Origin of the sequence: Flavobacterium beibuense F44-8, from assembly GCF_000769915.1 — a bacterium.
Lineage (GTDB): Bacteria > Bacteroidota > Bacteroidia > Flavobacteriales > Flavobacteriaceae > Flavobacterium > Flavobacterium beibuense.
Window position 1 is genome coordinate 110,512 of the sequence record NZ_JRLV01000006.1, and the last position, 22,904, is coordinate 133,415.

Sequence of the window (22,904 nt, forward strand, 5' to 3'; positions counted from 1 at the left end):
AAAAGAATAACTACTTGTTAAGATATAAAGTTAAAGCTCCCGACAACGGGAGCTTTTTTTGCTATGTTGTTTTTTGTTTCTTTTCATTAGCTTCAGCTATATCATCGCTATCAGGTTTTTCAACATGTTGTTTAAACTGCGCCTCTTTGTTAAGCTGTAGGCTTACATTTATAGGGAAATGATCTGAACCGCAGTTATTAAGCCGTTTCATATATACAAATTTAAAGTGGGGAGACGCAAATGCATGGTCTAAAGGAAACCGCATAAAAGGGTAGTGTGCATGGAAGGTGTTAAAAAAACCTCTCCCTATCCTTGGGTCTAGCATGCCGCTCATTTTTAAAAACAGTTTTGTTGTATAACTCCATGCTACATCATTTAGATCACCCATTACAATTACCGGAAGTTTACTCTTTTTGCATAAATCTGCTGTAAGCAAAAGTTCCTTATCCCTTTCGGTAGATTGCACGTTTTCGTTAGGTACTGGTGGTGTAGGGTGTAACGCATATAACTGAATTTCTTCACCGCTTTGCAATATTACTTTGGTGTGTATAGAGGGTATATCGTCCTCAACCATATATTTTACTTCAGTATTTTTAAGTTCCAGTTTTGAGTATAAAATCATTCCATATGTGTTTTCAAGCGGTATAAGTCTGTTGTAAGGATGAGTTTCTTTTAACTGCAATGTAGCATTAGCCCAAAAATTATCGGTTTCTATAAGCAGTACAATATCAGGGTCTGCATTTTTTATTTCTGTAAGACATCCCCTTGCATTACGGTTTTCCTGATATACGTTTGCAATCACTATATTTATAGTATTAGCTTTATCTGTACGTTTGGCTGTAAGCATCTGTTTTTTTGAAAGAGGCGTAAACGGTAATATATGATAAAGCAGGTAAATAATATTAAGGGATATTATAGAAAGTATAATTGCATATTCTATTACCGGACCATCATAATAAAATATTATTAGGATCATGCAGATAAGAGAAAGAGTTAGCTTTTGCAGCCGCGGATAATCAAAAACCCTGAAAGTCCAGTAATCATTTCTTATAAGTGGTATAATGGTGAAGAGGATAATTAAGGCTGTAAAAATTATTAAAAAAGCATTCATTTAGTATGCGATAAGTTATGTTAAAACACTGAGCTTTTTCAAATATACTTATTTGCTTTTGTAATAAGAGGACTGTTAATTGTAATTTAACTATGTTAATTTTGGGTGTTATAAAGATTATGAGAATCTTAAGTGTCTCGTTTTTAGTGTTTTTTATATCAAAATAAAGTGTACCTTTGCACCTTCAAAAAAATAAAAATGGCGTCTATAAGAAACATTGCAATTATTGCTCACGTTGACCACGGTAAGACTACTCTGGTTGACAAAATTATGTACCATTGCCAGTTATTCCGTGAAAACGAGAATACGGGTGACCTGATACTTGATAACAACGACCTAGAGCGTGAGAGAGGTATTACCATTACTTCTAAAAACGTTTCGGTTAACTACAAGGGAACTAAGATTAACATTATCGATACTCCTGGTCACGCCGACTTTGGTGGTGAGGTAGAGCGTGTGCTTAATATGGCCGATGGCGTACTTCTTTTAGTAGATGCCTTTGAAGGACCAATGCCGCAAACACGTTTTGTACTTCAAAAAGCGATTGATCTTGGACTTAAGCCTTGTGTGGTTATCAATAAGGTAGATAAGGAAAACTGTACCCCGGATGAGGTTCATGAAAAAGTATTTGACCTTATGTTTGAACTTGGTGCAGAAGAATGGCAGCTTGATTTCCCTTCAGTATACGGTTCTGCTAAGCAAAACTGGATGAGTACCGACTGGAAAAACAAAACAGAAAATATAGAGCCGCTTCTTGATATGGTTATTGAGCACATCCCTGCTCCTAAAGTATCAGAAGGTACTCCGCAATTGCTTATTACTTCACTTGACTTTTCAAGCTTTACAGGACGTATCGCTATCGGTCGCCTTCAAAGAGGTAACCTTACAGAAGGTATGAACATATCTCTTGTTAAGCGTGACGGGAAAATAGTGAAATCAAAAATAAAAGAATTACATACTTTTGAAGGTCTTGGACGTAAAAAAGTAGACAGAGTTGAAGCAGGTGATATTTGTGCGCTTGTAGGTCTTGAAGGTTTTGAGATTGGTGATACTGTTGCTGATTTTGAAAATCCGGAAGCTCTTGCAACCATTGCAATCGATGAGCCTACAATGAGTATGCTTTTCACTATTAACGATTCGCCATTCTTTGGTAAAGAGGGTAAATTTGTTACTTCAAGACACATTAAAGAAAGATTAAACAAGGAGCTTGAGAAAAACCTTGCTCTTAGAGTGAATGAAACCGACAGTGCCGATAAGTTTATGGTATTTGGTCGTGGTGTACTTCACTTATCTGTACTTATCGAAACGATGAGAAGAGAGGGGTATGAGCTTCAAATCGGTCAGCCACAGGTTATCATCAAAGAAATTGACGGTGTTAAATGTGAACCGGTTGAGGAACTTACTATCGACTTACCTGAAAACCTTTCAGGACGTGCAGTTGAGTTTGTAACTGTTCGTAAAGGTGAGATGATTAGTATGGAGCCAAAAGGTGAGCGTATGATTGTTAAATTCATCATTCCTTCACGTGGTATTATAGGTTTAAGAAACCAGTTGCTTACAGCTACTGCAGGTGAGGCTATCATGTCACACCGTTTCTTAGAGTACCAACCGTTTAAAGGAGATATACCAGGACGTATTAACGGTTCTCTTATCTCTATGGAAAACGGTAAGGCTATTCCTTACTCTATTGATAAATTACAGGAGCGTGGTAAATTCTTCGTAGATCCTAACGAAGATATTTATGAAGGTCAGGTTATTGGTGAGAACTCTCGTGGAGACGATATGGTTGTAAACGTGACTAAAACTAAAAAACTTACTAACGTTCGTTCATCGGGTGCAGATGATAAAGCAAGAATTATTCCTGCTATCAAATTCTCTCTTGAGGAGGCACTTGAGTACATCCAGAAAGATGAGTATGTAGAGGTAACTCCTAAGAGCTTACGTTTACGTAAAATCTACCTGAATGAAAATGACAGAAAGCGTTTTAAAATCGCTTAATGATATATAAAATTAAAGCCCCGCATTTGCGGGGCTTTTTTTATTGGTATATATATTCTGTTTCTTCTTCCAGTTCGTTGTAATAATAACTACTGCGTTTAACAGGTAATCCGGCATCGTTAAAAATATATTCATACCTTATTTGTTCTACGCCATTTTGGTTAACCTTTTTATAGGGGTACTTTGTAGCAAAATCCTGAGCATAGGCATCTAAAGCTCCGTCCCGAAGCACATTATTTGGTTTGTAGTTCCCAAACATATTTTGTTTGATATTGATATAAGCAGGGGTGTCATGATAGCTAAATGTACTTCGTGTTCCGTTTATCATAATACTTACCGGATTAAAACCATCATATTCAACTTCTATGGTATAATTTCCCTCAACTTCTTTATAGACCAAGTCGTTTTCGTTTATATAATAAGTAGTAACAGTACCATTAGATTGTATGGCTGTTACTGTTCCGTCTTCATTGTATGTTATATCCTTGTTATAAGAAGTTCCGTTGTCATCAAATTCACGTTTAATAACTCTGCCCAGGTTGTCATAATAATATTTGGTAGTACCTATCTGGATATTGTCATTGTTATAAATAAATGAATTTTCCAGTGCGCCATTAGTGTTATAAGTGTTACTGTAATAGTAATTCAATATGCCTGAAGAGTTGTAATTACTCTCTTTTGCAATTTTTCCGTCACTATATTCTATAATTGTTTGTCCGGTTGTTTCACCCTGATAGTAGCCGGTAATAACTTCTTTAGAAAGTGATGAAGTTGAGTTTTCATTGTTTGTGGCATCATCGCCTGAGCAGGAGATAATAGTAAAAATTGTAAGAGCAGATAGTAAAATCTTTTTCATATTAAGGTGTTAAAATTAAAGGCGCAAAGATATACTATTTGTTATCTTATCATACTAAAATGTCCTTTAACTACTCTGCCGTCATCAAGGGTAACCACATACCAGTAGTCTGTTGAAGGTAACGGTTCGCCATTATAGGTGCCATCCCATCCTTTGCTTTTAGGATCTATACTGGCTAATAGCTTACCATACCTGTCATAAATAAATATAGTGCTGTTTTGATAGAATTTTAAATTCATGCCTATAATATCCCAGGTGTCGTGTACACCATCTCCGTTTGGAGTAAAGAATTTTGGGATAGAAAGAACGGAGAATTGTTTAAAAACGGTGCCACATCCATTTACGTCGGAAACATAAACGGTATGTATGCCCGGCTGTACTCTTTCAAAAAAGTTAGATTCCTGAAACGGACCGTTAGGCATATCTATACTGTATCCGTAAGTGGTATTAACTCCTCCGGTAGGTGTAACATGTACAGTTACCGTATTATTGTCTACAAGATCAACTACATCTACACTTTCTATTTGGGCAACATCAGAGGGTGTTACCATTATAACCTGAGTTTTTTTACAGCCATTTTCGTTGGTTAGGGTAACGGCATAGGTTCCCGAACGGTTTACATTTATTACAGGAGTTGTTTCTCCGGTAGACCATTCGTAGGTATACTGCGAACTGGTAATCCCTGAGCTAAGTGTTATGTAACTATTAGAGTTTGCACATATCCTTTCTTCATTAGCGGCATTAATAGCTGGTATAGCTATAGTACTTACCATAAATGAGGTTATGGCATAACAACTGGTGTTACTTTTGTTTTGTACACGCGCATATATTATTTGAGGGTCACTACTGTTACTAAAACTATTTGGATTAACCGGAAGATTTGCATTTTGTGCATTTTCCAGTGAATCGTAATAAGTGACTTCATAATCATTTGGGTTTTGGTCTCCTAATATTATTTCGGTATTATTACTTAAAACAAAGTTCTCGGTACCGTCGTCACTAATATCACAAAGAGTTAGGTTAGGAGCATCATTAGCAATAGGGATGGCTGCTATGGTAACATTTTGTGAAAAAGTAAAATCTTCCCCTGCATACGTTATGGTAGCAACTACATTATATGTGCCGGGACTGGTGTATGTGTGCGTTGGTATTGTTTCTGCCGAAGTAGGTGAGCCATCACCAAAATTCCAGGATATGGAATCAAACTCATTAGAAACAAGAAGAGTGAATTGTGACTCTTCGCCCAAACAGGTATTTTCAACCTCAATGCTTGCAAAAAAGTAAGAGGTTATAAAAGGCGGAAGTCCAAAAAAACATTCGGTACCTGCAGGTAAATTAACGGCATTGGCTTGATAACCACAGGCAGCTCCTGTTTCTTCGGGGTTGTTTATCACATCAAGATTTTGTGATGCCACCACTGCCCTGTATATTTTACCGTTAGGTCCTAACTGAAGCGTTCCTGATTGCGGAGTGTCTGAAATAAAAATTTCTGAGCCTGGAATATCAGCTGCTTCAAGATTATACTGATAAATTCCGCTAATAACATTTGCTGCATCATAAGATGCATAAAGTTTTTTGCCCGACGGAGAGAACTCAACTCCATATGGTGATCCATTTTCTTTAATCAGCAACGGATTTGAAACTACTCCTGTACTGTTATTAAAATCATACAGGTATACCATGCCGTTTGATTCTGTTCCTCCGGTTTGAGTGCCTGATTGCGTATGTGCTATGGCAAGTTTATTTCCTGTAGGAGATACCTTTAAACACCCTATTGCGTTTCGACGATAACCGGATGTAGTGATTACAGGGGCTAGCTCACTTATTACAGGGGTTTCGTTTACCCCGTTATTATCAATAAAAAAGGCGTAAAACTTATTTATAAAATGGGTTATAACCCAGTATCCGGTTCCTTCGGCATTTTTTACGGCAGTAATTTTTTCAGAACATTTGTATTTTAATTCTTCAATATTAGTATCGTCATAAGTAACTAAATGTACGTTTCTGGTTGTAACATCGCCTATGCTGCCATTATCTCCCGTTACCGAAAGGTCTACTATAGAATAATTGAAACCATTGTTTAGTCCGTCGTCAGATGCCGGTATAGTGCTACCATCCTGATAAGGCCCGGGAAAAGGGTTAGGGTAGGTGGCAGCATTTTCATGATGGGGTTCATCAACCGTAAAAATATAATAGATATTAGGGTCGTCTGCCTTTGGTACTATAATGCCCGATTGTGTACTGGAAGGATCTCCTAATAACCCTGTACCGGCAAGATAATTAGCATTAGGCATAATTATATGGTTGCGATCCCAAACGGTACGGCCATCAGTATAAAAAAGTAAGTTACCCAGCTCATCTGATATTGAACTACAACCTTCGTTAGTTGTCATTTGTCCGTCAGTGAGGGTTTGTACTGTACCGTTGTCTAAAAAGTGAATACCGGCATTATTGCCAAAGTACCAGTAACTGGCCTCCTTTTGCGCTAAAGCTTTTAAGGATAAAAGAAAAAGTAATAGTAAGGTAATTTTTTTCATAGCATAGCTCCTATAACGGATTAACGTTAAAGGTTTTATAAAATTACAAAAAAAAATTACCTAACCATGGCAAAATGCCCTTTGATGTTCCTTCCGTCTTCTAATTCAAGTAAAAACCAATAATCAGTTGATGGAAGAGCTTCTCCGTTATACATACCATCCCAGCCTATACTGTCTCCCCAAAAACTACTAACCAGTTTGCCATAGCGGTCAAAAATGGAAATTTTTGATTTTGGGAGGAAGTAAATAAAGTACACCTGCCAGGTTTCGTTAATACCGTCTCCGTTTGGTGTAAAGTACTTAGGGTAGTTTAAAAGTACTACATCTTCCTGTTCGGTTTTACATCCGTCTTTAGACCGTATGTATACTTCATATAACCCCGGTGGTAGGCCCCCAAAATAAGGTATATCGGTATAGTTTTCGCCATCCATAGAGTATTCAAATTCTTCCCAGTTAGGAATATCAATTGCTATGGAGTTATCATATTGGGTAAAGTCTTCAACTCTTATGGTATAGTCTATTACCGGTAGTTGCGCAACACTAATGGTGAACGATGTAATGTCGTACCCCAAACAACCGTTAGTACTTTCAAGCCTCGCCCAAATGGTTTGACCTGTATAGGGCACACTGTTTTGGTGTACATCATTTAACGGATTGGTTTCATTTTGAGCATCCTGAAGTGAGGGATAATAAATAACTTCCCTGTTAGATTCGCCATTTGCTATAAGATCATCATTAACGCTTAGTATGAATAGCTGTAAACCGTTCATGTGAAGGTCACACTGCCATAAATCGACAGGTTCGCCTGCTACAATAGGGTTGATAATTTCGATAGTGAAGTTTTGCAGCGGACTGTAACAACCTGTTTCTGTATTATAAATTTGCGTATAGATTGTTTGAGGATTGGTAATATTGGCATAAGCCTGTGGGTTTACAATTGCATTACCATCTTCAAAATCGTTCATATCGGCATAGTAGTAGTATACCAGGTTGGTTTGTTGTCCCGTAAACATTTCTTCGTGAGCGGTAAGGTCAAACGCGTTAGACTGGTCGTCTACCCCATCATCATCACACTGGCTAAGGTCTAATAGTATATCATTTGGATTATTAAAAACCGGAAGATTGAGTATACTAATGGTAAAGGATGTTATATTGAAGCACTCACTGTCGTTATTTCTTTCCATTCTTACCCAAATAGTCTCATCAGTATAAGGCTGTTGATTTTGATAAGGTAAGTTAAGCGGGTTGGTAGCATTAACAGCATCTTGTTGCGAATTGTAATAAGTTATATCGGCCGAAGTATCGCCATCCTGCACAAGAGAATCATTGACAGAAAGGTCAAACTGTTGTATTCCGTTTTGATTATCATCACACATGGCAAGGTTTTGCGGAGTGCCGGGGGTTACTGTTGATGTGCCTATGGAAAAAGCCTGTGTAGCAAAACACCCTGTGTCGTTATTAGTCATCCTCACATATATCATTTGCGGATTGGCAGTGCTGAAATAACTTGTGGGATTGTTTATAGGGTTATCATTTAATAAATCAGAACCCGAGGCATAGTATGTAAAAGAAGCATTTGGGGTATTGCCCGAAAATGATTCTTCGTTTATGGTAAGATCAAAGGTTGTAAGTCCGTCTTCAGTACCGTCACTATCACAAAGATTAATAGGTATAGGTGTAATTTCAAAACTGTAAACGCTTATGGTAAACGGAATCAGATCAAAACAGTTTTCGTCTGTTTTTTCCAGTCTCGCCCATATTACTTCACTTTCGTAGGGATTTTCGTTTTCATATAAAGGACCAATTGCTCCTGTGGCATTTTCGGCATCCTGCATAGAGGTATAATAACTTACAGAAGCATTTTCGGTATTACCAATAATATCGGGGTCATTAACCGTGAGGTCAAACTCCCGTATACCGTTTTGGTTATCGTCACAAAGTGTAATGTCTTCAGCATCTCCGCTAATAACAGGTATATCAAGATTAAAGGTTTGTATATCATAACAGCCCGTAACCGGGTTTGTCATTCTCAGGTACACTGTTGTTACCGGAGTACCACATGTATATGATTGTGGATTAGTCATGGGGTTTTCTCCCGTAATCATATCATTCATACTTACATGATAGGTAAGCTCAACATCGGTTTGTGTACCTATAAACATATCCTGATATACGGTAAGATCAAAAACAGCCATTTGGTCATACACCCCATCATCACCATCACACTGGGTTAACCCAAGCGGAATGTCGTTTGGGTTGTCAAAATAAGGTACTTCATGAAAAGTGGCTGTACCGGTCCATTCTATAGAGAAGTTACTAAAGCCGTGTGGCCTGTCTACGACTAAGTAATAAATTTCATCATCTTCGACATCAACCCACTGTATGAATCCGTTTCCGTCAGAACTCGGACCTTCAGATACGTCAATCTCGGTTTCGTTCATTCCGGTTGTATTGTAATCCAGTCCTGCCTGCAAAGGGTTAGTGGTAGAACACCTAATAGGATCACCAAGATTGCCGCATTCTAGATTAGGCCCAAACAGCCAAAAATCAAAATCAACAACAAGATCATCTATTTCTTCGGGAGTAAGTACAAAACCCAGTGTACCGCCGTCTTTTATCTGAATTTTAAACCAAACACTAAAGTGCTCTTCACTATGACAATCGTTAGTAGCAGTGCTTAGTTCTACTATATTACCTACTCCTCCTGCACTAAGCCCATAATAATCCATACCGCCACAAACAATTATGGCTTCGGGGCAGTCACTTTGTCCCCAAACAGAAATATTAAAAAAGAGGAGTAATAAATATATAAATCTCAATTTCACAGCAGCAATGTTAAGGTTTTTGTAAATTTATATAAAATTTATAAAACCTCCTTGCTGTTGCTTTTATAAATCTCTCTTTTTCAAAATATTATATGATAATGTTATAAATATGGCAGTCCATGCTAAAACTATAACAATTTCATACCAGTGTACACCGTAAAAACGAACTTCACCAACACCGCTAACCTGATTCTCTATAGCGTTGTAAGTTTTGAACCTTGTAAAGGGTTCTTTCATCATGTTGTACATAGATTCTAAAGGCATAAAACCTATAGCTGTTTCAAGTGTCTTGTCATTTCCGAATACATATTTGAACAAAGAAAAGTGTATAATTTTTTCTATAATATACCATACTGCTATAAAACCAATAGCAAATGCCGAGCGCTTTATTAATACCCCGGCAAATAAACAGAATGAAAAGAAGGCAACCAGTTTTAAAAAGTATGATGGTATGTAAAATAAATCAGAGAATACTATTGAAGCCTCTGTGTAAGAAGAAAAGCTGTACCCCAGTATAATACTAACTGTAAATACGAAAATGGTAGATATTGCCGAGAATAATAAGACCGTAAGCATTTTTGAGATAAGGAATTCCTTTTTACTCAATCCGTCAATAAGGTTTTGTTTCAGGGTGCCATAAGTGTATTCATTAGACATCATGGATACAATAACCAAGGCAAGGAAAATTTTAAGTAGCCCGGCAACAAAAAAGTTAAAGTGCCATATGTAAGGAAAATCAAATATTCCCTGATCGGCAAGTTTTACTTCCTGTCCAAAAAGGGTTAGCTTAATGCTTGACATGAAAGCCAAAAAGCTTAACAGTATGAAATAAGTTATAATGAGTACTTTACTGGATCTGTTTTTCCAAAGTTTTTGCAGTTCTATATTTAAAAGTCGTTTCATGGTGGCGGTTTATTTTGCAGATGAGGTTAACTGGATAAATTGTTCTTCAAGGCTGTATTGACGCTTAACTAAGTGACTTAGATAAATACCCTGTGATGATAGATATTTATTAAGATCGGCAGCTTCAAGAGACTCTTTAAGGTAAACGATTAGTTTACTTTCGTTTTCCTCAATTTTATCGATAGCCGGGTGTTGCTGTAAAATAGTTTTAAGCGATTGCTTGTCGTTAGCTTCAAGTTCAAAAAAGCCTTCATTTGAAATCATTCCGTTAACAGTACCTGTATAAAGTACTACGCCTTTTCTAAGTACCACAACATGCGAACATACCTTTTCTACTTCATCAAGCAGGTGAGAAGCCAGTAGTATGGTAGTACCCAGTGAGGCAATATGCCTAATGATATCCCTTATCTGTCGTATTCCCTGTGGGTCAAGTCCGTTTGTAGGCTCGTCAAGTATTAGTATTTCGGGGTCGTTAAGCAGGGCACTTGCTATTGCCAGCCTTTGCTTCATACCCAGAGAATAGGTTTTAAATTTGCTGTCTTTTCTTTCCAGTAATCCTACCAACTCCAGTTTTTCATCAATTTTTTCTAACGGAGCCCCTTTAATACCGCATACCAGCTTAAGGTTTTCATAAGCTGTCATGTACGGGTAAAAGTTAGGTCTTTCAATAATAGCTCCTACTTTTTTAAGTGCATCATGTGTTTCAAGGTCACCGTTAAACCAGCTGTAGCTGCCCGATGTTTTGTTTACAACATTAAGGATGATACCCAAAGTGGTAGATTTTCCGCTTCCGTTAGGACCTAATATTCCGTAAACATTTCCCTTTTTTATTTCAAAGGAAACATTGTTTACTGCATGCACATGGCGGAATTTTTTGTGGAGGTTGTTGATGGTTAGTATGGTTTCCAAAAGCTTGTTGTTTTAGGTTACTGTGACAATATGACGAACCTTGTAAGGTTTTGTTACCAATTTAAATAAAATTTTCAGGAAAAAGTAAATTTGTTAATTATAAGGTACCACCTCAGGTTTGCCAATCTGGAAATCAGGCAACATAATGTCGTTGTTTTTAAAGCTATTGGTTTTGAATATGTTATTGCCACTGCCGGGTATATTAGGGAAATAGGCAAATGATAGCTGAAAACTACTAAACACCAAATAGTCATTTGTAATAAGTAGCCCTACACCAAACTTGCTGTAAAACTTACTTTCATATAGTTTGTTGTATTGATCGCCAATTACGCCAACGGTAATATTGGCAAACGGATTTAAACGAAAGCCAAGTACTTCCCAAGGGGTGTAACTTTGGGTTTGCAGTGTTAATATAAATTTTTTAGTACCCAGCGGTGTTGTGCTGTCAAAACCCTGTATACCTGTGTCGTTACCCAAATTAAGTCGGTCTTTAAGGAAAGGCATCCTGTTATCACCAAAAACCAGACGGGGTTGTATAAAGTGTCTAAAACGCCAGTTACCCCATTCTTTCATGTTGGTAAAGTAAAGCAGGTCAAACCGTAGTGTAGTCTGCTCGGTTTTATCCCTGTAGAAAAAAGATCCCAGTTCGGCACTAAGGCTTAAAAAGCCCCATTTAAAGTAGTTACCTATGGCATACCGCCCACCCAGATAAATACGGTTTTCTCCGTTTTTTGCCTGTGTTCCTCCGGTAAAGGAGTAGGTACGCCCAATGGGTATATCTTCCACAATATCATAATTGAAAAGAAACTTATCCTGAACGAATTTTCGTGAGGTTAAACCAATACTGGCAAGATAGAGCCTTTCGTTGGAGTAATACCCAACCGAGTCGTATGCAATAGTAGGTTTTTCTTTGTACCTCCTGTTGTTAAAACCTGCGGTGACTACAAGGTTTGTAGTACGGTCTTCTTCAGTAAAGCCTTTAAATATCTTGAAGGAGTAACCACCCCAAAATTCCTTATAATCAGATTTCATATTCTGCATGGCATATACATTCTGGACATCGGGGAGGGAATCCCTAACCAGTTTTTCTTCCAGATAAACACCACCTGCCCAGCGGGTGTAAGCCGAGAAGAATTCCCTTTGCAGTCCGAAACTTTTAAGATAGCTTTCATCAGTATGTATTCTGTAGGTAAGCTGCCCCTCCATGTAGGTGTTAAGAATATTAGGTACGGTATATTGCCCCAAATAAGCCGTTTGCCCTGTATTGAGCTCTTTGTCAAATTCATTGCGGAACTCATGCCCAAGCCCAAAGAAGTTTCTTTCGGTAACTTCAAATGAAGTTTTAGATGAAGAAGCCGAACCATTAGGGATAAGGCTCCAGGAGTCAAGTACTCTTATCTCTACATCTATAGAGTCTTTTGTACCTTCAATAGGGATGGCGTTTATTATTACCCTGCGGGTATAGCGTTGCGAACGTATTAAACGTTCGGTTTCTGCTACGATTAAAGTGTCCAGTCGTTCTTTTTCCTTAAACAGCAGCAGATTTTTTATAGTCATTTGCTTTGTTTTAAGGTGCACACCGTTACCAAAGCGTTCGGCCCAGTTTCTCGGTCTTCTGGCAGTATCGGTTATAGAATACCCAAAAGGATCGAGTGTTACGATATTTATTTTTCGGATAACCTTGTCACTGTATTTGGTGTAGCGATCCTGCATTTCGGGCGCGTTTTCCCTTGTTCTTTTACGGGTACCTGATGCTTCCTGTTCGCGTACAGGTCTAAATATAAGCTTGTGTAAAAACTTGGTAAACTTTCTTTTTTTAGAGTAGTTCTGTATGTTTTTATACATCTCGTCCCGTTTCTGTTTTATGGTGTCATTAAGTTCGGGTACAGAGTCCTGTACAGGAGTGACCTGTGCGGCCATGGGTACAGCCACAAAAAGTAAGGTTAATAATATGAGGAACCGTAATGTTTTGGTCATTTCCTGCGAAAAGCTTTACAAATTGTAAGTTATAAAATTAAACTATAAGAAAACGCTAAATTAAGGGAGTATAGCGCGTTTTACCATTCATTTAACACAATAAAAAAAGAGGCTCAGGGCCTCTTTTTAGTATGCTTAAGCTAAGTAGTTTAGCTTTTTTGTTCTTTGTTAAAGTAAACAAGGTAGTAATACATTTGTTTTTCCTCGTCCCATCCTTTTTCCACAAACTTTTCGGCACTTTCAGGGTTTACAAAATCCATTTTAATCTGGATGTTAGTATCCAGATTGATTACGTTTTTGATTTTCTTACGTGCATCGGTTACTGCCGAGTTAGCAATAGGGAAGGTAGTAACATCTTCAATACTGTATTTAGGTGCTTTTTCTACCTTATAGTTTTTGAATTCAGGAATCAGGTCAGGGTTATCAATAACCTCGTTAAGGAAAGCCGTTTCTTCAAACTCGTCGTTTTTAGCGAAGTAGTTTACAGAACGGTTCATGAACATAACCTCTTCTTTTTTGTCTTCTGCAGGCAGTACTACATCTTTAGCAAAATCCTGACAGAATTTAAGGTACTTTTTAGTAACGAAGTTCTCGTCCTGGAAAGCATCTACCGAAAGGAAATGCTCCAGCCAGTAACGGGCATCATACCTGTTACTGTCTATTGTTAGTATTTTATAACCTTCTTCTTTTTTATAATTGAAAACAATACAACCTTTATCCAGCTTGTTAAGGTTAATACCCTGCTGAAGTACTATATCAAGGTTGCTGCTTTTTTCTTCAAACTGAAGGAAATCGGTTTTAATCTCACTTTTAAATATACCTACAGCATCTACCGTATTGTTATCAATAGACAGGTTAGTTAGATAAGTCACATATACCTCTCCGTTTTTAATGTGCGGGTGGTTTGACTGATCAAACAGGTGCTTGGTTATTTTTTTAGAAATCTCGTGGGCATCGCTTGGGTTAGTAAACATTTCGGTTACCAGGTTGTACATATCGTGGTAATCTAAATCTACCTCGTGTGCAAACTGGAAATAGTTTTCCTCTTTCTCCCTAAAAGGCTTAAAGAAATACTCCTTTAAAAGCGGAGCAATCTCGTCATTTAGGTTATAAGGCTGTTCTGATAAAAAGATAGCCTCATTACGGCTTTTGTTTCCTACCCTGTGTACAGAAAGGGTTTCAATGTGAGTATTAAAAAGGTTTATCATATTTTTTTAAGATGCTTAGTTTGTTAGGTGTTTAGTTTGTCTGTCAGTGACTTAGTTTAATTCCACTGATTGTCATCGAAGCTCGTGTCATCAAAATCTTCCCCATCACCAAACATATCAAGATCATCATCGTCATAATCGTCTTCAAAATCACCATAAATATCGTCACCTTCGGCACTAAAGTCTTTTTCAGGTGCAGTGTTAGGCATGTGTCCGTGAGAGAATAAAAGGTCTGGATAGCTCACTCCGTTTTCAGGCTCTTCAATAGCTCCCAGTTCCACAAAAAACGTCCACATATTAAGGAAATCATATACGTAAATTATTTTAGTGTTATCACTGTCTAAAATGGAGCTAAGCGGATAATCTGCCATTGCTTTCATTTCACCCGGAACTTCGCCCGCATCAAAAAGCGGAATTTCGTCTTCCTGTGTCCATTCATCATCACAGGTATAAAAAGAAGCTATTTCAAGTCCGTCAAAACCAAAAGCATTAACAATAGCATTGTGTAAATCTTCCAGCGTATCATTTTCCTGGATGGCAATATCCCTGAAAATATCTTCCTCAGCATCAAGTATTACTCTGAATTTGTAAACCATAGTTTATGTTATTTTTGAACCCCAAAGGTAAGCCATTAATTCTGATTTTGCTTTTTGGAATTTTAGATTTTTTAGATATAAGGATAGCCTAAAATAGTAAAAAAACTATATTTCGTAAAGCTCAATAGGCAGATTATCAGGGTCTGAGAGGAAAGTGAATTTTTTTCCGGTAAATTCGTCGGTTCTTATGGGTTCGGTTGCAATATTATTTTGTGAAAGCCAGTTTACTGCTTTGTTAATATCATCGGTTTCAAAGGCAATATGCCTTAGTCCGGCGGCCTCAGGACGGGAAACTCTTTGTGGCGGATTTGGGAACGAAAAAAGTTCTAAAGTATAAACACCGTTTAAAGATAAATCCAGTTTATAGGATTGCCTTTCTTTCCTGTAGTTTTCGGCATCAATAGTAAATCCCAGTATATTGGTGTAAAAGTGTTTTGATTTTTGGTAATCACTGCAAATAATAGCTATGTGATGTACCTTTTTTATATTAAGCATGTTATTTTATTTCATTAATCCACCAGTGGTTACCAAAAGGATCTTCAAATCCTGCTGCATAACCGTATACCTCATGAGTAGGTTTTTGCAGTGATGTACTGCCTGCTTCAATGGCGCGTTTGTAAACGGTATCTACATTTTCCACAAAAATAAACATACCCGATGTTTTTTGTTTCCAGTTATCGTTACTGTTTGCAAACATAATTACGGCATCGTTTATTTTGAGTTCGCCGTGCATTATTATCCTGTTGTCTTCACCGGGAACAATCATCTGTTCGGTAGCATTAAAGGTGTGTTCGCAAAACTGTTTAAATTCAACCGTCCTGTCCAGAACCAGGTAAGGCATAACGGGTAAGTAATTGTCAGGAATTTTCATAGTGTAAGCTTGATTGGTATATAAAATTACCATGTTGTGATGGGAATGAAAAGCCTTTTAAATTAATTTTTACAATTCATCCCAAAAAAATTACAGTTGGGTATTATTATTTATGATAAGATAAATAACCGCAGCAAATTTGTCTCAACAAAACAACCAAACAATCAGTTTAATCATCAATCAAATGAAACCAACAGTTATTATTTTATTTCTGCTTACAGCTTTAAACCTTAATGCACAACAGGTATTAAAAGGACATGTAACCGACCACAAAGGTGAACCTTTACCAGGAGCTAATGTTTATTTAGAGGGAACTTATGACGGAGCTATTACCGATGCAAAAGGTGACTTCTCTTTTGAGACCACTGCAAAAGGCGAACAGGTACTTGTTATCACATTTTTGTCGTTTGAAGATGTAATGCAGAAAATAACTGTTGAGAACTACACACCACAAAACTTTAAACTGCGTGAAAGCGTTAATACGCTTGATGCCGTAGTAATATCGGCAGGTACCTTTTCTGCCGGAGACAACAGTAAGGTAACAGCACTAAACGCTCTTGATATTGTAACAACAGCAGGATCGGCAGGTAATATCATTGCTGCCCTGCAAACCTTACCGGGTACACAAACCGTAGGGGAGGACGGAAGGCTTTTTGTACGTGGTGGTGAGGCAAACGAAACGCAAACTTATGTTGACGGTATACGTGTAGCACAGCCTTATGGTTCCACCACAAACAACCTGCCTACCCGAGGGCGCTTTTCACCTTTCCTGTTTAAGGGGATGACATTCTCTACCGGAGGATATTCGGCTGAGTTTGGTGAGGCTTTATCCAGTGTGTTATTGCTTAATACTATTGAAGAACCCGACCAAGAACAAACCGAAATTTCATTAATGACTGTAGGACTTGGACTGGGTAATACCCAAAAATGGGGAAAGAATTCACTCAGCTTCAACATGTCTTACATTAACCTGCAGCCTTATCAGTGGATAGTGCCTCAAAATATTGACTGGAACAAACCTGTGCAGTCCCTTTCGGGAGAAACGGTTTATCGCCACAAGTTTGATAGCGGTATGCTGAAAGTATATGCTGCGTTTGATTATTCTGACTTCGATATCAATCAGGAGGATATTAATGAACCAAGCCCTGTAAGGGTTGCGCTTACCAATAATAACTTTTACCTGAATACTTCCTACAAAGGTTCATTGGGTAATTACTGGACCATACAAACAGGATTAAGCTATGGTTACGGTCATAATGATATCAGGCCTGCAGGAAACAAAGTGGACAATGCAGAAAACAGCTCTCACATGAAACTGAAGCTAAGTAAAAAATTCAGCAACCGTTTTCAGTTGAGCTTTGGAGCCGATTATTTTCTAACCGATTTTACAGAGGATTACAGCGAGCCTACAGGTTTTGTTTATAATAGTGGTTATAACAATTCAATCGCTGCTACTTATGCCGAGGCTGATATTTTTTTCTCAAAGAAGCTGGCATTAAAGGCCGGTGTGAGAGGTTCGTACTCTGATGTGTTGGGTAAATCTGTAGTAGAACCGCGTGCATCACTGGCTTATAAGGCGGGTAAAAAAGGACAGTTTTCTCTAGCCTATGGTGATTTTCATCAAACACCTAACGCTGATTACCTGAAGTATTATAAAAACTTTGAATACGAGAAAACCAGTCATTATATTTTAAATTATATGTATAATGGCGATGGGAAAATGTTTAGGGCAGAGACGTATTATAAAGATTATTCAAGTCTTGTAAAGTATGATAGCGAAATGCCAATGTACAATTCGTTATATAACAGTAACGGTAGCGGATATGCGCAGGGACTGGATCTTTTTTGGAGAGACAGCAAATCTATTAAAAACCTGGATTACTGGGTGTCGTATTCCTTTATTGATACCGAAAGAGATTATAAAAATTATGAAAATAAAGTTACACCAAGCTATGTGGCAAAACACAACTTTTCTGTAGTGACAAAGTACTGGGTAAACAGTCTGAGATCACAGTTAGGAGTAACGTACAGCTTTAACTCAGGGAGGCCTTATGACAACCCGAACGATACCGAGTTTATGAGCGGACTTACAAAAAGCTACAATAACCTTAGTGTAAGCTGGGCATGGTTATTAAGCCAGCAAAAAATACTTTACTTCTCGGTTTCAAATGTAATGGGTAGTAAAAATGTATTTGGATACGACTATGCCAATAACCCCGATGTAAACGGGCAGTTTGCAAGACAGGCGGTAGTACAGCCGGCAGACAGGTTCTTTTTCGTAGGTTTCTTTTGGACCATTAGTGATGACAAAAAATCCAACCAGCTTGATAATTTGTAGTTAGTTAACAGGGACTTTAGTAATTTGATATAATCAAAACTGCCAAAGTTCCTGTTTTCCTTATTTGAGACATACTGTTTTATTTTTTTATGATGTAAAGTAAAATTGCAGGTGCAACTATACTACTCTTATGAGGTTTTTTAAAGAAGATGTGAGCAAAGTCATAATTAATCATGAGGTTAATGTTACGTAGGTTTGGTGTTAATTCATTAGTCCTGCTGTTAATGAGTTTTGCATAATAATCAGCTCTGTCAGATAGTTGGAATTTTAATTTGGTAAGGTCTTTAAATTCAGGTTTAAAAACATTGCCTTCTTCATTATAATAATCAACAAGTTCTACAGATACTAATATGTTCATGTCTGATGCTAAAACAAAGCCCTGTGGGATATCAATAGTAACTTTCCCTTTGGTACGTGCATCAAGAAAAAGTGTATCTGTAGTGAAAACCGGTTCAGGATTTTTAATGTCCTGATTCCCATTCATAATAAATGATTCCTGAAAGGTGTAAAACTTAATTTTATAAGCTGTTTTATGTTTTACTTTATCTACAAAAATATCTGCTTTTGTAATTGTGATATCGGTATCCCATTTGTTTCTGAAAACAAGACCATAAAGCAGTTCTTTACTGAGCGATTTTGCTTCGCTTTTTACAAATCGATTTTGCTCTCCAATAACAGCTTGGTCATCTTTAGTGTTTGATAAAACTATTTCATCAAGGTAAATGGTACTTTTCTTTAAGAAAACCAGAGAGTCTAATTCCTTTTTTTTAAAACCGGTAGTCTCGTAGTCTAGCCTGCTAAAACTTATGGAATCAAAGTCGGTTTTAATGGTATTAAGCTCGTTTATTACTGTAACTCCTTTTGAAACAAGCTTATTGTTTTTGAATACTGAATAATTTACATCGGCTATAAATTCATAAGTATCTGTATCAACTGTAATGAACGATTGTGAGAATACCGGACTAATAAATGCAGTAAGTAAAAGGGTGTAAAGTGTGTAAAGAAATTTCATTATTGTTTAGTTAATAGTATTTAAAGGATTTGATAATTCAATATAATCAAGATTGCCAAAGTCCTGTTTTCCTTTTACAGGAACCCACTTTTGTCCTGTTTGTAACTGTATTAGTTTATCGGCAATTTTGTATAGCTCTTTAGGCGTTTTATTTTCATACACATACACCCAGTTAACAGTATCGTTTTTTGTTTTGTAGAATTTAAATGAGGTTCCGTCAACAATATTCTCATTAGTATATATGGTTTCATATTCGGCAAACTTAATTTCTTTTATGATTGCATAAGCCGAGTCTCTTTTCTTTTCGGATAAAAGTGAGTAGGAATAATCAACCGGTGAGGTTTTCATGTAAACGGTATCACCCGGAGTGAATTTAATACTAAACGTCTTTGCATCGGTAGCAAAAGAGAAAACAAACATATCAAAATCAGCAGATGATTTTTTTTCCTCTTTACTACAGCTTAATAGTGAGAGTAAGGTGAAGACAACGATTATTTTTTTCATATCAGGCAATTTTATCTCCGTTTCTTAATTGCAGTTCTAAAACCAGTAATTTGTATAGTTCATCAAAATCATCGCCCAGTGTGGTTTTTGGGATATTAATGTTTGTACCCTGTATAGACTGATTCATTTTCATCATCCATTTTTTTACCACGCTAATGTTTTGCATGTACTTCTCCGGATTTCTTACATAAATACTTATAAATAACTGATTGGTTACAGAGGTTATTTCAACACCAAGTATATCTTGCCATTCAATTAGCCCGGCGCTAACTCCGCTGGCATTATCGGTTACTCCTTTATCATCAATAATGATTGCAGGTTTATTACTGGCTAATTTTAATATCATTGTGATAAAAACTGCACCAAAAAATAAAATACCTAATACTCCTGCAAGGTATTTTAATAGGCTTGGTATTTTTATTGGCTGGGTAATTATAAATATACTTACAATTACAAATGCTAACGCCATAAGTAGTAATGTAATTATTCGGCCCTTATTAAACTTAATTATTTTAGTTTCCATTTCTTGCTGTTGTTTTCAGGTAAGTATAAGTTGTGGTTTGTTACTGCTTTTAGGTGATTTAATTTGTTGAAATACTGTTTTTTATCTGCTTTAATGTGATAGATGGCAGTGATATACCTTACCCTTTGCGGTAAAGATATTTTGTATCTTTAGTCCGGTTAGGGTAAAAAGAATCTTACAGCATGATGGTAAAAATAATTAAAATAACAATTCATCCCTTTTATTCTACAATTGGGTAAAACACTTTTTAACAGGTGTGTTTTTGTTGGGATATTTGTCTCATCAAAATCAAACAATTATTAATTAAAAAACCAACAGTCATGATTAGAGCAATAACAGTTATAATTTTATTTGTATGTCACACCGTTTGCGGACAGACACAATATGAAACAGGAATGCAAAAAGCCTTTGGTCTTTGGGGAGAAGGTAAAAGTGCAGAAGCATCGGCATTATTTGAAAGAATAGCAGCAGCCGAAAAAGATAACTGGCTTCCTAACTACTATGTGGCACTTGTTAATACAACAACGGCGTTCCAAACAAAAGATAAAGAGCAGGTAAACGCACTTTTAACCAAAGCACAGGAAGCATATGATAAAGCAGATTTGATTTCGCCGGATAATGCTGAGCTACTGGTAATGCAGGCCATGATACACACTGCCTGGATAGCGTTTGACCCAATGACAAATGGGATGAAACTTTCGCCGGTTGTAAAACAACTTTATACAAAGGCAAAAACCTTAGCACCCGAAAACCCGAGAGTTGTATTTTGTGCAGCAGAATTTGACATGGGGGGAGCAGCTTTTTTCGGACAGGATACCACACCTATGTGTGCTGAGGTAGAACGTTCTATTGCGCTTTTTAATAACTTTAAGGCAGAAGAGGCATTTTACCCACAGTGGGGACTGGACAGAGCACAGGCTACACTGGCAAAGTGCAATAGCGAGAAGAAATAATTAACAGATAAAGAGAATAAGATGGAAGCTGTAGGCTTGGATGACATAAATTTAATGTGGATAATATTACCCTTTTTTATAGCAGGTATATTGTATGTAAGGATTGTAAAACATAAAACGGGTAATGCTTTAAGGGATAGCGTTAAAACGTTACAAACAATGCTTGTTATGATAGGAGTGGTATTAGCCGTTCTCTTATTTACACTCCCTTCAACACCAAGCCTAAGTACTTTTGGCTATCCTGACACGGTAGCAGACATAGATAGTCAGGAAAAAGTATTAAAGTTACTGCAGGAATATAATCATGCAATCGTTAGGACAACCGATGCGTTGCGATGGATGGTTTTTATATTCATATTTTGGGGTATAATGACGGTATACCAACTGCTTAAAGTGTATAGGGGTGTACTTGATGAACGTATTATAGCAAAGAAAAATGAGATTAATAATTAAAGAGCTTTTAAAGGCCGTATCGCTGGGCGCAGTTGTTTTTGTGATACTGTATGTGCTAAAAACTATTTTAGGCAACGGATTTGCTACCGGTGAAGCATTGTTTACGGCCTTTTTATACACTATGCTTTACAGTGTGGTGCTCTATATGGTAAATGTTTCGGTTTTCATTGTTCTGGACAGGGTGTTTGGAAAAGGAAAAACATCGGCAAAGCGTGTAGTAGTCGGAATACTAATATCGTTTGCAGTAAGTGGCTTTTTTATTTTCCTGCTCAGAATTTTTGAAGATGTAATAATGGAAAACAGGTCCTTTGCCGAGTTTTTCAGGAACGAAACCTTATCTCATTATTACTTTGCTCTTGGTATTACCCTTATAGTTACCCTTTTAATACATGCTTTTCATTTTTATAAAAGGTATCAGGAAAACAGGGTTAAAAAGGAAAAGATAATTGCAGGTACGGCATCGGCTAAGTTTGAAACTTTAAAAAACCAAATCGACCCGCATTTCCTTTTCAACAGCCTTAATGTGTTGAGTTCGCTTATAGAGGAAAACCCCGATAATGCACAACGTTTTACAACGTCACTTTCAAAGGTATACCGCTATGTTTTGGAACAAAGAGATAAGGAACTGGTAAGCATACAGGAGGAATTATCATTCGCTAAAACTTATATGAACCTCCTTAAGATGAGGTTTGAAAACAGCCTTTTTTATGAGCCTCCTACAGAACTCGCTAATCCCGAAGGTAAGGTAGTACCGTTATCGCTTCAGTTATTACTGGAAAATTCGATAAAGCATAATATTGTCAGTCCGCAAAAGCCGTTACACATTCGTATTTACGAGAAAAACGGTAGCCTTGTGGTAGAGAATAATTTACAGAAAAAAGAGGTGTTGCAGGACAGGAAGGGTGTAGGGCTGGAAAACATTGTAAGCCGTTATGCCATTTTAACCAGCAGAAAGGTAGAGATTGAACAAACCACAGAATACTTTACCGTTTACCTGCCTATTTTAACCAAACAGGTAGAAATTATGGATCATATAACATACAATGAGGAAGAGAATGATTACTACAAAGCCCAGAAAAGGGTAGAGGATATAAAAGGATTTTACGGTAACCTAATGTCCTATCTTGTTGTAGTACCGGGACTGGGTATATTAAACTATATAACCTCACCACAGTTTTACTGGTTTTTGTTCCCGTTGTTCGGATGGGGGCTTGGGGTTATAATCCACGGTTTAAATGTGTTTAACTTTATGCCCTTTTTAGGAAGGGACTGGGAAGAACGAAAAATAAGGGAATTTATAGAGAAGGAGAAATCTAATAAATGGCAGTAG

The 22,904-nt window shown here is 37.1% G+C and carries 19 protein-coding genes; 5 read left to right on the plus strand and 14 right to left on the minus strand.

Annotated features, from left to right (window positions below; all coding sequences use genetic code 11):
• Window positions 1-61: 61 nt before the first annotated feature.
• Entirely contained in the window at window positions 62-1,111 is a 1,050-nt protein-coding gene (locus Q763_RS06720; protein WP_035132484.1) for an endonuclease/exonuclease/phosphatase family protein, read from the minus strand.
• Between the two features lie 198 nt (window positions 1,112-1,309).
• Between Q763_RS06720 and typA the strand changes: the two genes are divergently transcribed.
• Window positions 1,310-3,109, plus strand: coding sequence for a translational GTPase TypA (gene typA / locus Q763_RS06725; RefSeq protein WP_035132485.1), 1,800 nt, complete (start codon window positions 1,310-1,312; stop codon window positions 3,107-3,109).
• A gap of 40 nt (window positions 3,110-3,149) precedes the next feature.
• Here the strand turns inward: typA and Q763_RS06730 are convergent, their stop codons facing one another.
• From Q763_RS06730 to Q763_RS06775, 10 genes are all read right to left on the minus strand, one after another.
• Window positions 3,150-3,965, minus strand: coding sequence for a hypothetical protein (locus Q763_RS06730; RefSeq protein ID WP_035132486.1), 816 nt, complete (start codon window positions 3,963-3,965; stop codon window positions 3,150-3,152).
• A gap of 41 nt (window positions 3,966-4,006) precedes the next feature.
• Window positions 4,007-6,502 (minus strand): T9SS type B sorting domain-containing protein, encoded by a 2,496-nt coding sequence (locus tag Q763_RS06735; RefSeq protein WP_035132488.1) that lies wholly within the window; start codon window positions 6,500-6,502, stop codon window positions 4,007-4,009.
• A 56-nt stretch (window positions 6,503-6,558) separates the two neighbouring features.
• A complete protein-coding gene (locus tag Q763_RS06740; RefSeq protein ID WP_157499362.1) occupies window positions 6,559-9,327 on the minus strand; it encodes a T9SS type B sorting domain-containing protein in 2,769 nt (922 codons plus the stop codon).
• A gap of 63 nt (window positions 9,328-9,390) precedes the next feature.
• The gene (locus Q763_RS06745; protein ID WP_035132491.1) at window positions 9,391-10,230 is read right to left on the minus strand and encodes an ABC transporter permease subunit; all 840 of its coding nucleotides are present in this window, start codon (window positions 10,228-10,230) and stop codon (window positions 9,391-9,393) included.
• Window positions 10,231-10,239: 9 nt separating this feature from the next.
• Window positions 10,240-11,139, minus strand: coding sequence for an ABC transporter ATP-binding protein (locus tag Q763_RS06750; protein ID WP_035132493.1), 900 nt, complete (start codon window positions 11,137-11,139; stop codon window positions 10,240-10,242).
• A 93-nt stretch (window positions 11,140-11,232) separates the two neighbouring features.
• Window positions 11,233-13,071, minus strand: a complete 1,839-nt coding sequence (locus Q763_RS06755) for a hypothetical protein (protein WP_232297506.1) — start codon at window positions 13,069-13,071, stop codon at window positions 11,233-11,235.
• Window positions 13,072-13,265: 194 nt separating this feature from the next.
• A complete protein-coding gene (locus Q763_RS06760) occupies window positions 13,266-14,324 on the minus strand; it encodes a nucleoid-associated protein (protein WP_035132497.1) in 1,059 nt (352 codons plus the stop codon).
• 56 nt (window positions 14,325-14,380) lie between these two features.
• The gene (locus tag Q763_RS06765; protein ID WP_035132499.1) at window positions 14,381-14,920 is read right to left on the minus strand and encodes an IS1096 element passenger TnpR family protein; all 540 of its coding nucleotides are present in this window, start codon (window positions 14,918-14,920) and stop codon (window positions 14,381-14,383) included.
• Window positions 14,921-15,025: 105 nt separating this feature from the next.
• Window positions 15,026-15,415 (minus strand): SMU1112c/YaeR family gloxylase I-like metalloprotein, encoded by a 390-nt coding sequence (gloA2, locus tag Q763_RS06770; RefSeq protein ID WP_035132501.1) that lies wholly within the window; start codon window positions 15,413-15,415, stop codon window positions 15,026-15,028.
• Window position 15,416: 1 nt separating this feature from the next.
• Window positions 15,417-15,791 (minus strand): VOC family protein, encoded by a 375-nt coding sequence (locus tag Q763_RS06775; protein WP_035132674.1) that lies wholly within the window; start codon window positions 15,789-15,791, stop codon window positions 15,417-15,419.
• Between the two features lie 184 nt (window positions 15,792-15,975).
• Between Q763_RS06775 and Q763_RS06780 the strand changes: the two genes are divergently transcribed.
• Window positions 15,976-18,129, plus strand: coding sequence for a TonB-dependent receptor (locus tag Q763_RS06780; RefSeq protein ID WP_035132503.1), 2,154 nt, complete (start codon window positions 15,976-15,978; stop codon window positions 18,127-18,129).
• Window positions 18,130-18,208: 79 nt separating this feature from the next.
• On the opposite strand, the gene Q763_RS06785 is transcribed toward Q763_RS06780, so the two are convergent.
• From Q763_RS06785 to Q763_RS06795, 3 genes are read right to left on the minus strand one after another with little or no spacing between them, the layout of a single operon-like run.
• Window positions 18,209-19,141: a hypothetical protein gene (locus tag Q763_RS06785; RefSeq protein WP_035132505.1), complete on the minus strand. Its 933-nt coding sequence runs from the start codon at window positions 19,139-19,141 to the stop codon at window positions 18,209-18,211.
• Between the two features lie 6 nt (window positions 19,142-19,147).
• Window positions 19,148-19,645 (minus strand): hypothetical protein, encoded by a 498-nt coding sequence (locus Q763_RS06790; protein ID WP_035132508.1) that lies wholly within the window; start codon window positions 19,643-19,645, stop codon window positions 19,148-19,150.
• Window position 19,646: 1 nt separating this feature from the next.
• Window positions 19,647-20,168 (minus strand): STM3941 family protein, encoded by a 522-nt coding sequence (locus Q763_RS06795; RefSeq protein ID WP_052123274.1) that lies wholly within the window; start codon window positions 20,166-20,168, stop codon window positions 19,647-19,649.
• Window positions 20,169-20,488: 320 nt separating this feature from the next.
• Between Q763_RS06795 and Q763_RS06800 the strand changes: the two genes are divergently transcribed.
• Genes Q763_RS06800 through Q763_RS06810 form a run of 3 tightly spaced genes read left to right on the plus strand, consistent with a single transcriptional unit; the run spans window position 20,489 to window position 22,904 of the window.
• Complete coding sequence (locus Q763_RS06800) at window positions 20,489-21,121, plus strand: tetratricopeptide repeat protein (RefSeq protein WP_035132509.1); 633 nt, start codon at window positions 20,489-20,491, stop codon at window positions 21,119-21,121.
• A gap of 21 nt (window positions 21,122-21,142) precedes the next feature.
• Window positions 21,143-21,574 (plus strand): hypothetical protein, encoded by a 432-nt coding sequence (locus Q763_RS06805; protein ID WP_035132511.1) that lies wholly within the window; start codon window positions 21,143-21,145, stop codon window positions 21,572-21,574.
• Window positions 21,558-22,904, plus strand: a complete 1,347-nt coding sequence (locus Q763_RS06810; protein WP_035132513.1) for a 2TM domain-containing protein — start codon at window positions 21,558-21,560, stop codon at window positions 22,902-22,904. Before Q763_RS06805 ends, Q763_RS06810 begins: the two co-directional genes overlap by 17 nt.

Excerpts from the sequence above, each read along its gene's own strand:
- Q763_RS06720 (WP_035132484.1), bottom strand. The coding sequence starts at position 1,111 with ATGAATGCTTTTTTAATAATTTTTACAGCCTTAATTATCCTCTTCACC.
- typA (WP_035132485.1), top strand. The coding sequence starts at position 1,310 with ATGGCGTCTATAAGAAACATTGCAATTATTGCTCACGTTGACCACGGT.
- Q763_RS06730 (WP_035132486.1), bottom strand. The coding sequence starts at position 3,965 with ATGAAAAAGATTTTACTATCTGCTCTTACAATTTTTACTATTATCTCC.
- Q763_RS06735 (WP_035132488.1), bottom strand. The coding sequence starts at position 6,502 with ATGAAAAAAATTACCTTACTATTACTTTTTCTTTTATCCTTAAAAGCT.
- Q763_RS06745 (WP_035132491.1), bottom strand. The coding sequence starts at position 10,230 with ATGAAACGACTTTTAAATATAGAACTGCAAAAACTTTGGAAAAACAGA.
- Q763_RS06760 (WP_035132497.1), bottom strand. The coding sequence starts at position 14,324 with ATGATAAACCTTTTTAATACTCACATTGAAACCCTTTCTGTACACAGG.
- Q763_RS06765 (WP_035132499.1), bottom strand. The coding sequence starts at position 14,920 with ATGGTTTACAAATTCAGAGTAATACTTGATGCTGAGGAAGATATTTTC.
- gloA2 (WP_035132501.1), bottom strand. The coding sequence starts at position 15,415 with ATGCTTAATATAAAAAAGGTACATCACATAGCTATTATTTGCAGTGAT.
- Q763_RS06775 (WP_035132674.1), bottom strand. The coding sequence starts at position 15,791 with ATGAAAATTCCTGACAATTACTTACCCGTTATGCCTTACCTGGTTCTG.
- Q763_RS06780 (WP_035132503.1), top strand. The coding sequence starts at position 15,976 with ATGAAACCAACAGTTATTATTTTATTTCTGCTTACAGCTTTAAACCTT.
- Q763_RS06785 (WP_035132505.1), bottom strand. The coding sequence starts at position 19,141 with ATGAAATTTCTTTACACACTTTACACCCTTTTACTTACTGCATTTATT.
- Q763_RS06790 (WP_035132508.1), bottom strand. The coding sequence starts at position 19,645 with ATGAAAAAAATAATCGTTGTCTTCACCTTACTCTCACTATTAAGCTGT.
- Q763_RS06795 (WP_052123274.1), bottom strand. The coding sequence starts at position 20,168 with ATGGAAACTAAAATAATTAAGTTTAATAAGGGCCGAATAATTACATTA.
- Q763_RS06800 (WP_035132509.1), top strand. The coding sequence starts at position 20,489 with ATGATTAGAGCAATAACAGTTATAATTTTATTTGTATGTCACACCGTT.
- Q763_RS06805 (WP_035132511.1), top strand. The coding sequence starts at position 21,143 with ATGGAAGCTGTAGGCTTGGATGACATAAATTTAATGTGGATAATATTA.
- Q763_RS06810 (WP_035132513.1), top strand. The coding sequence starts at position 21,558 with ATGAGATTAATAATTAAAGAGCTTTTAAAGGCCGTATCGCTGGGCGCA.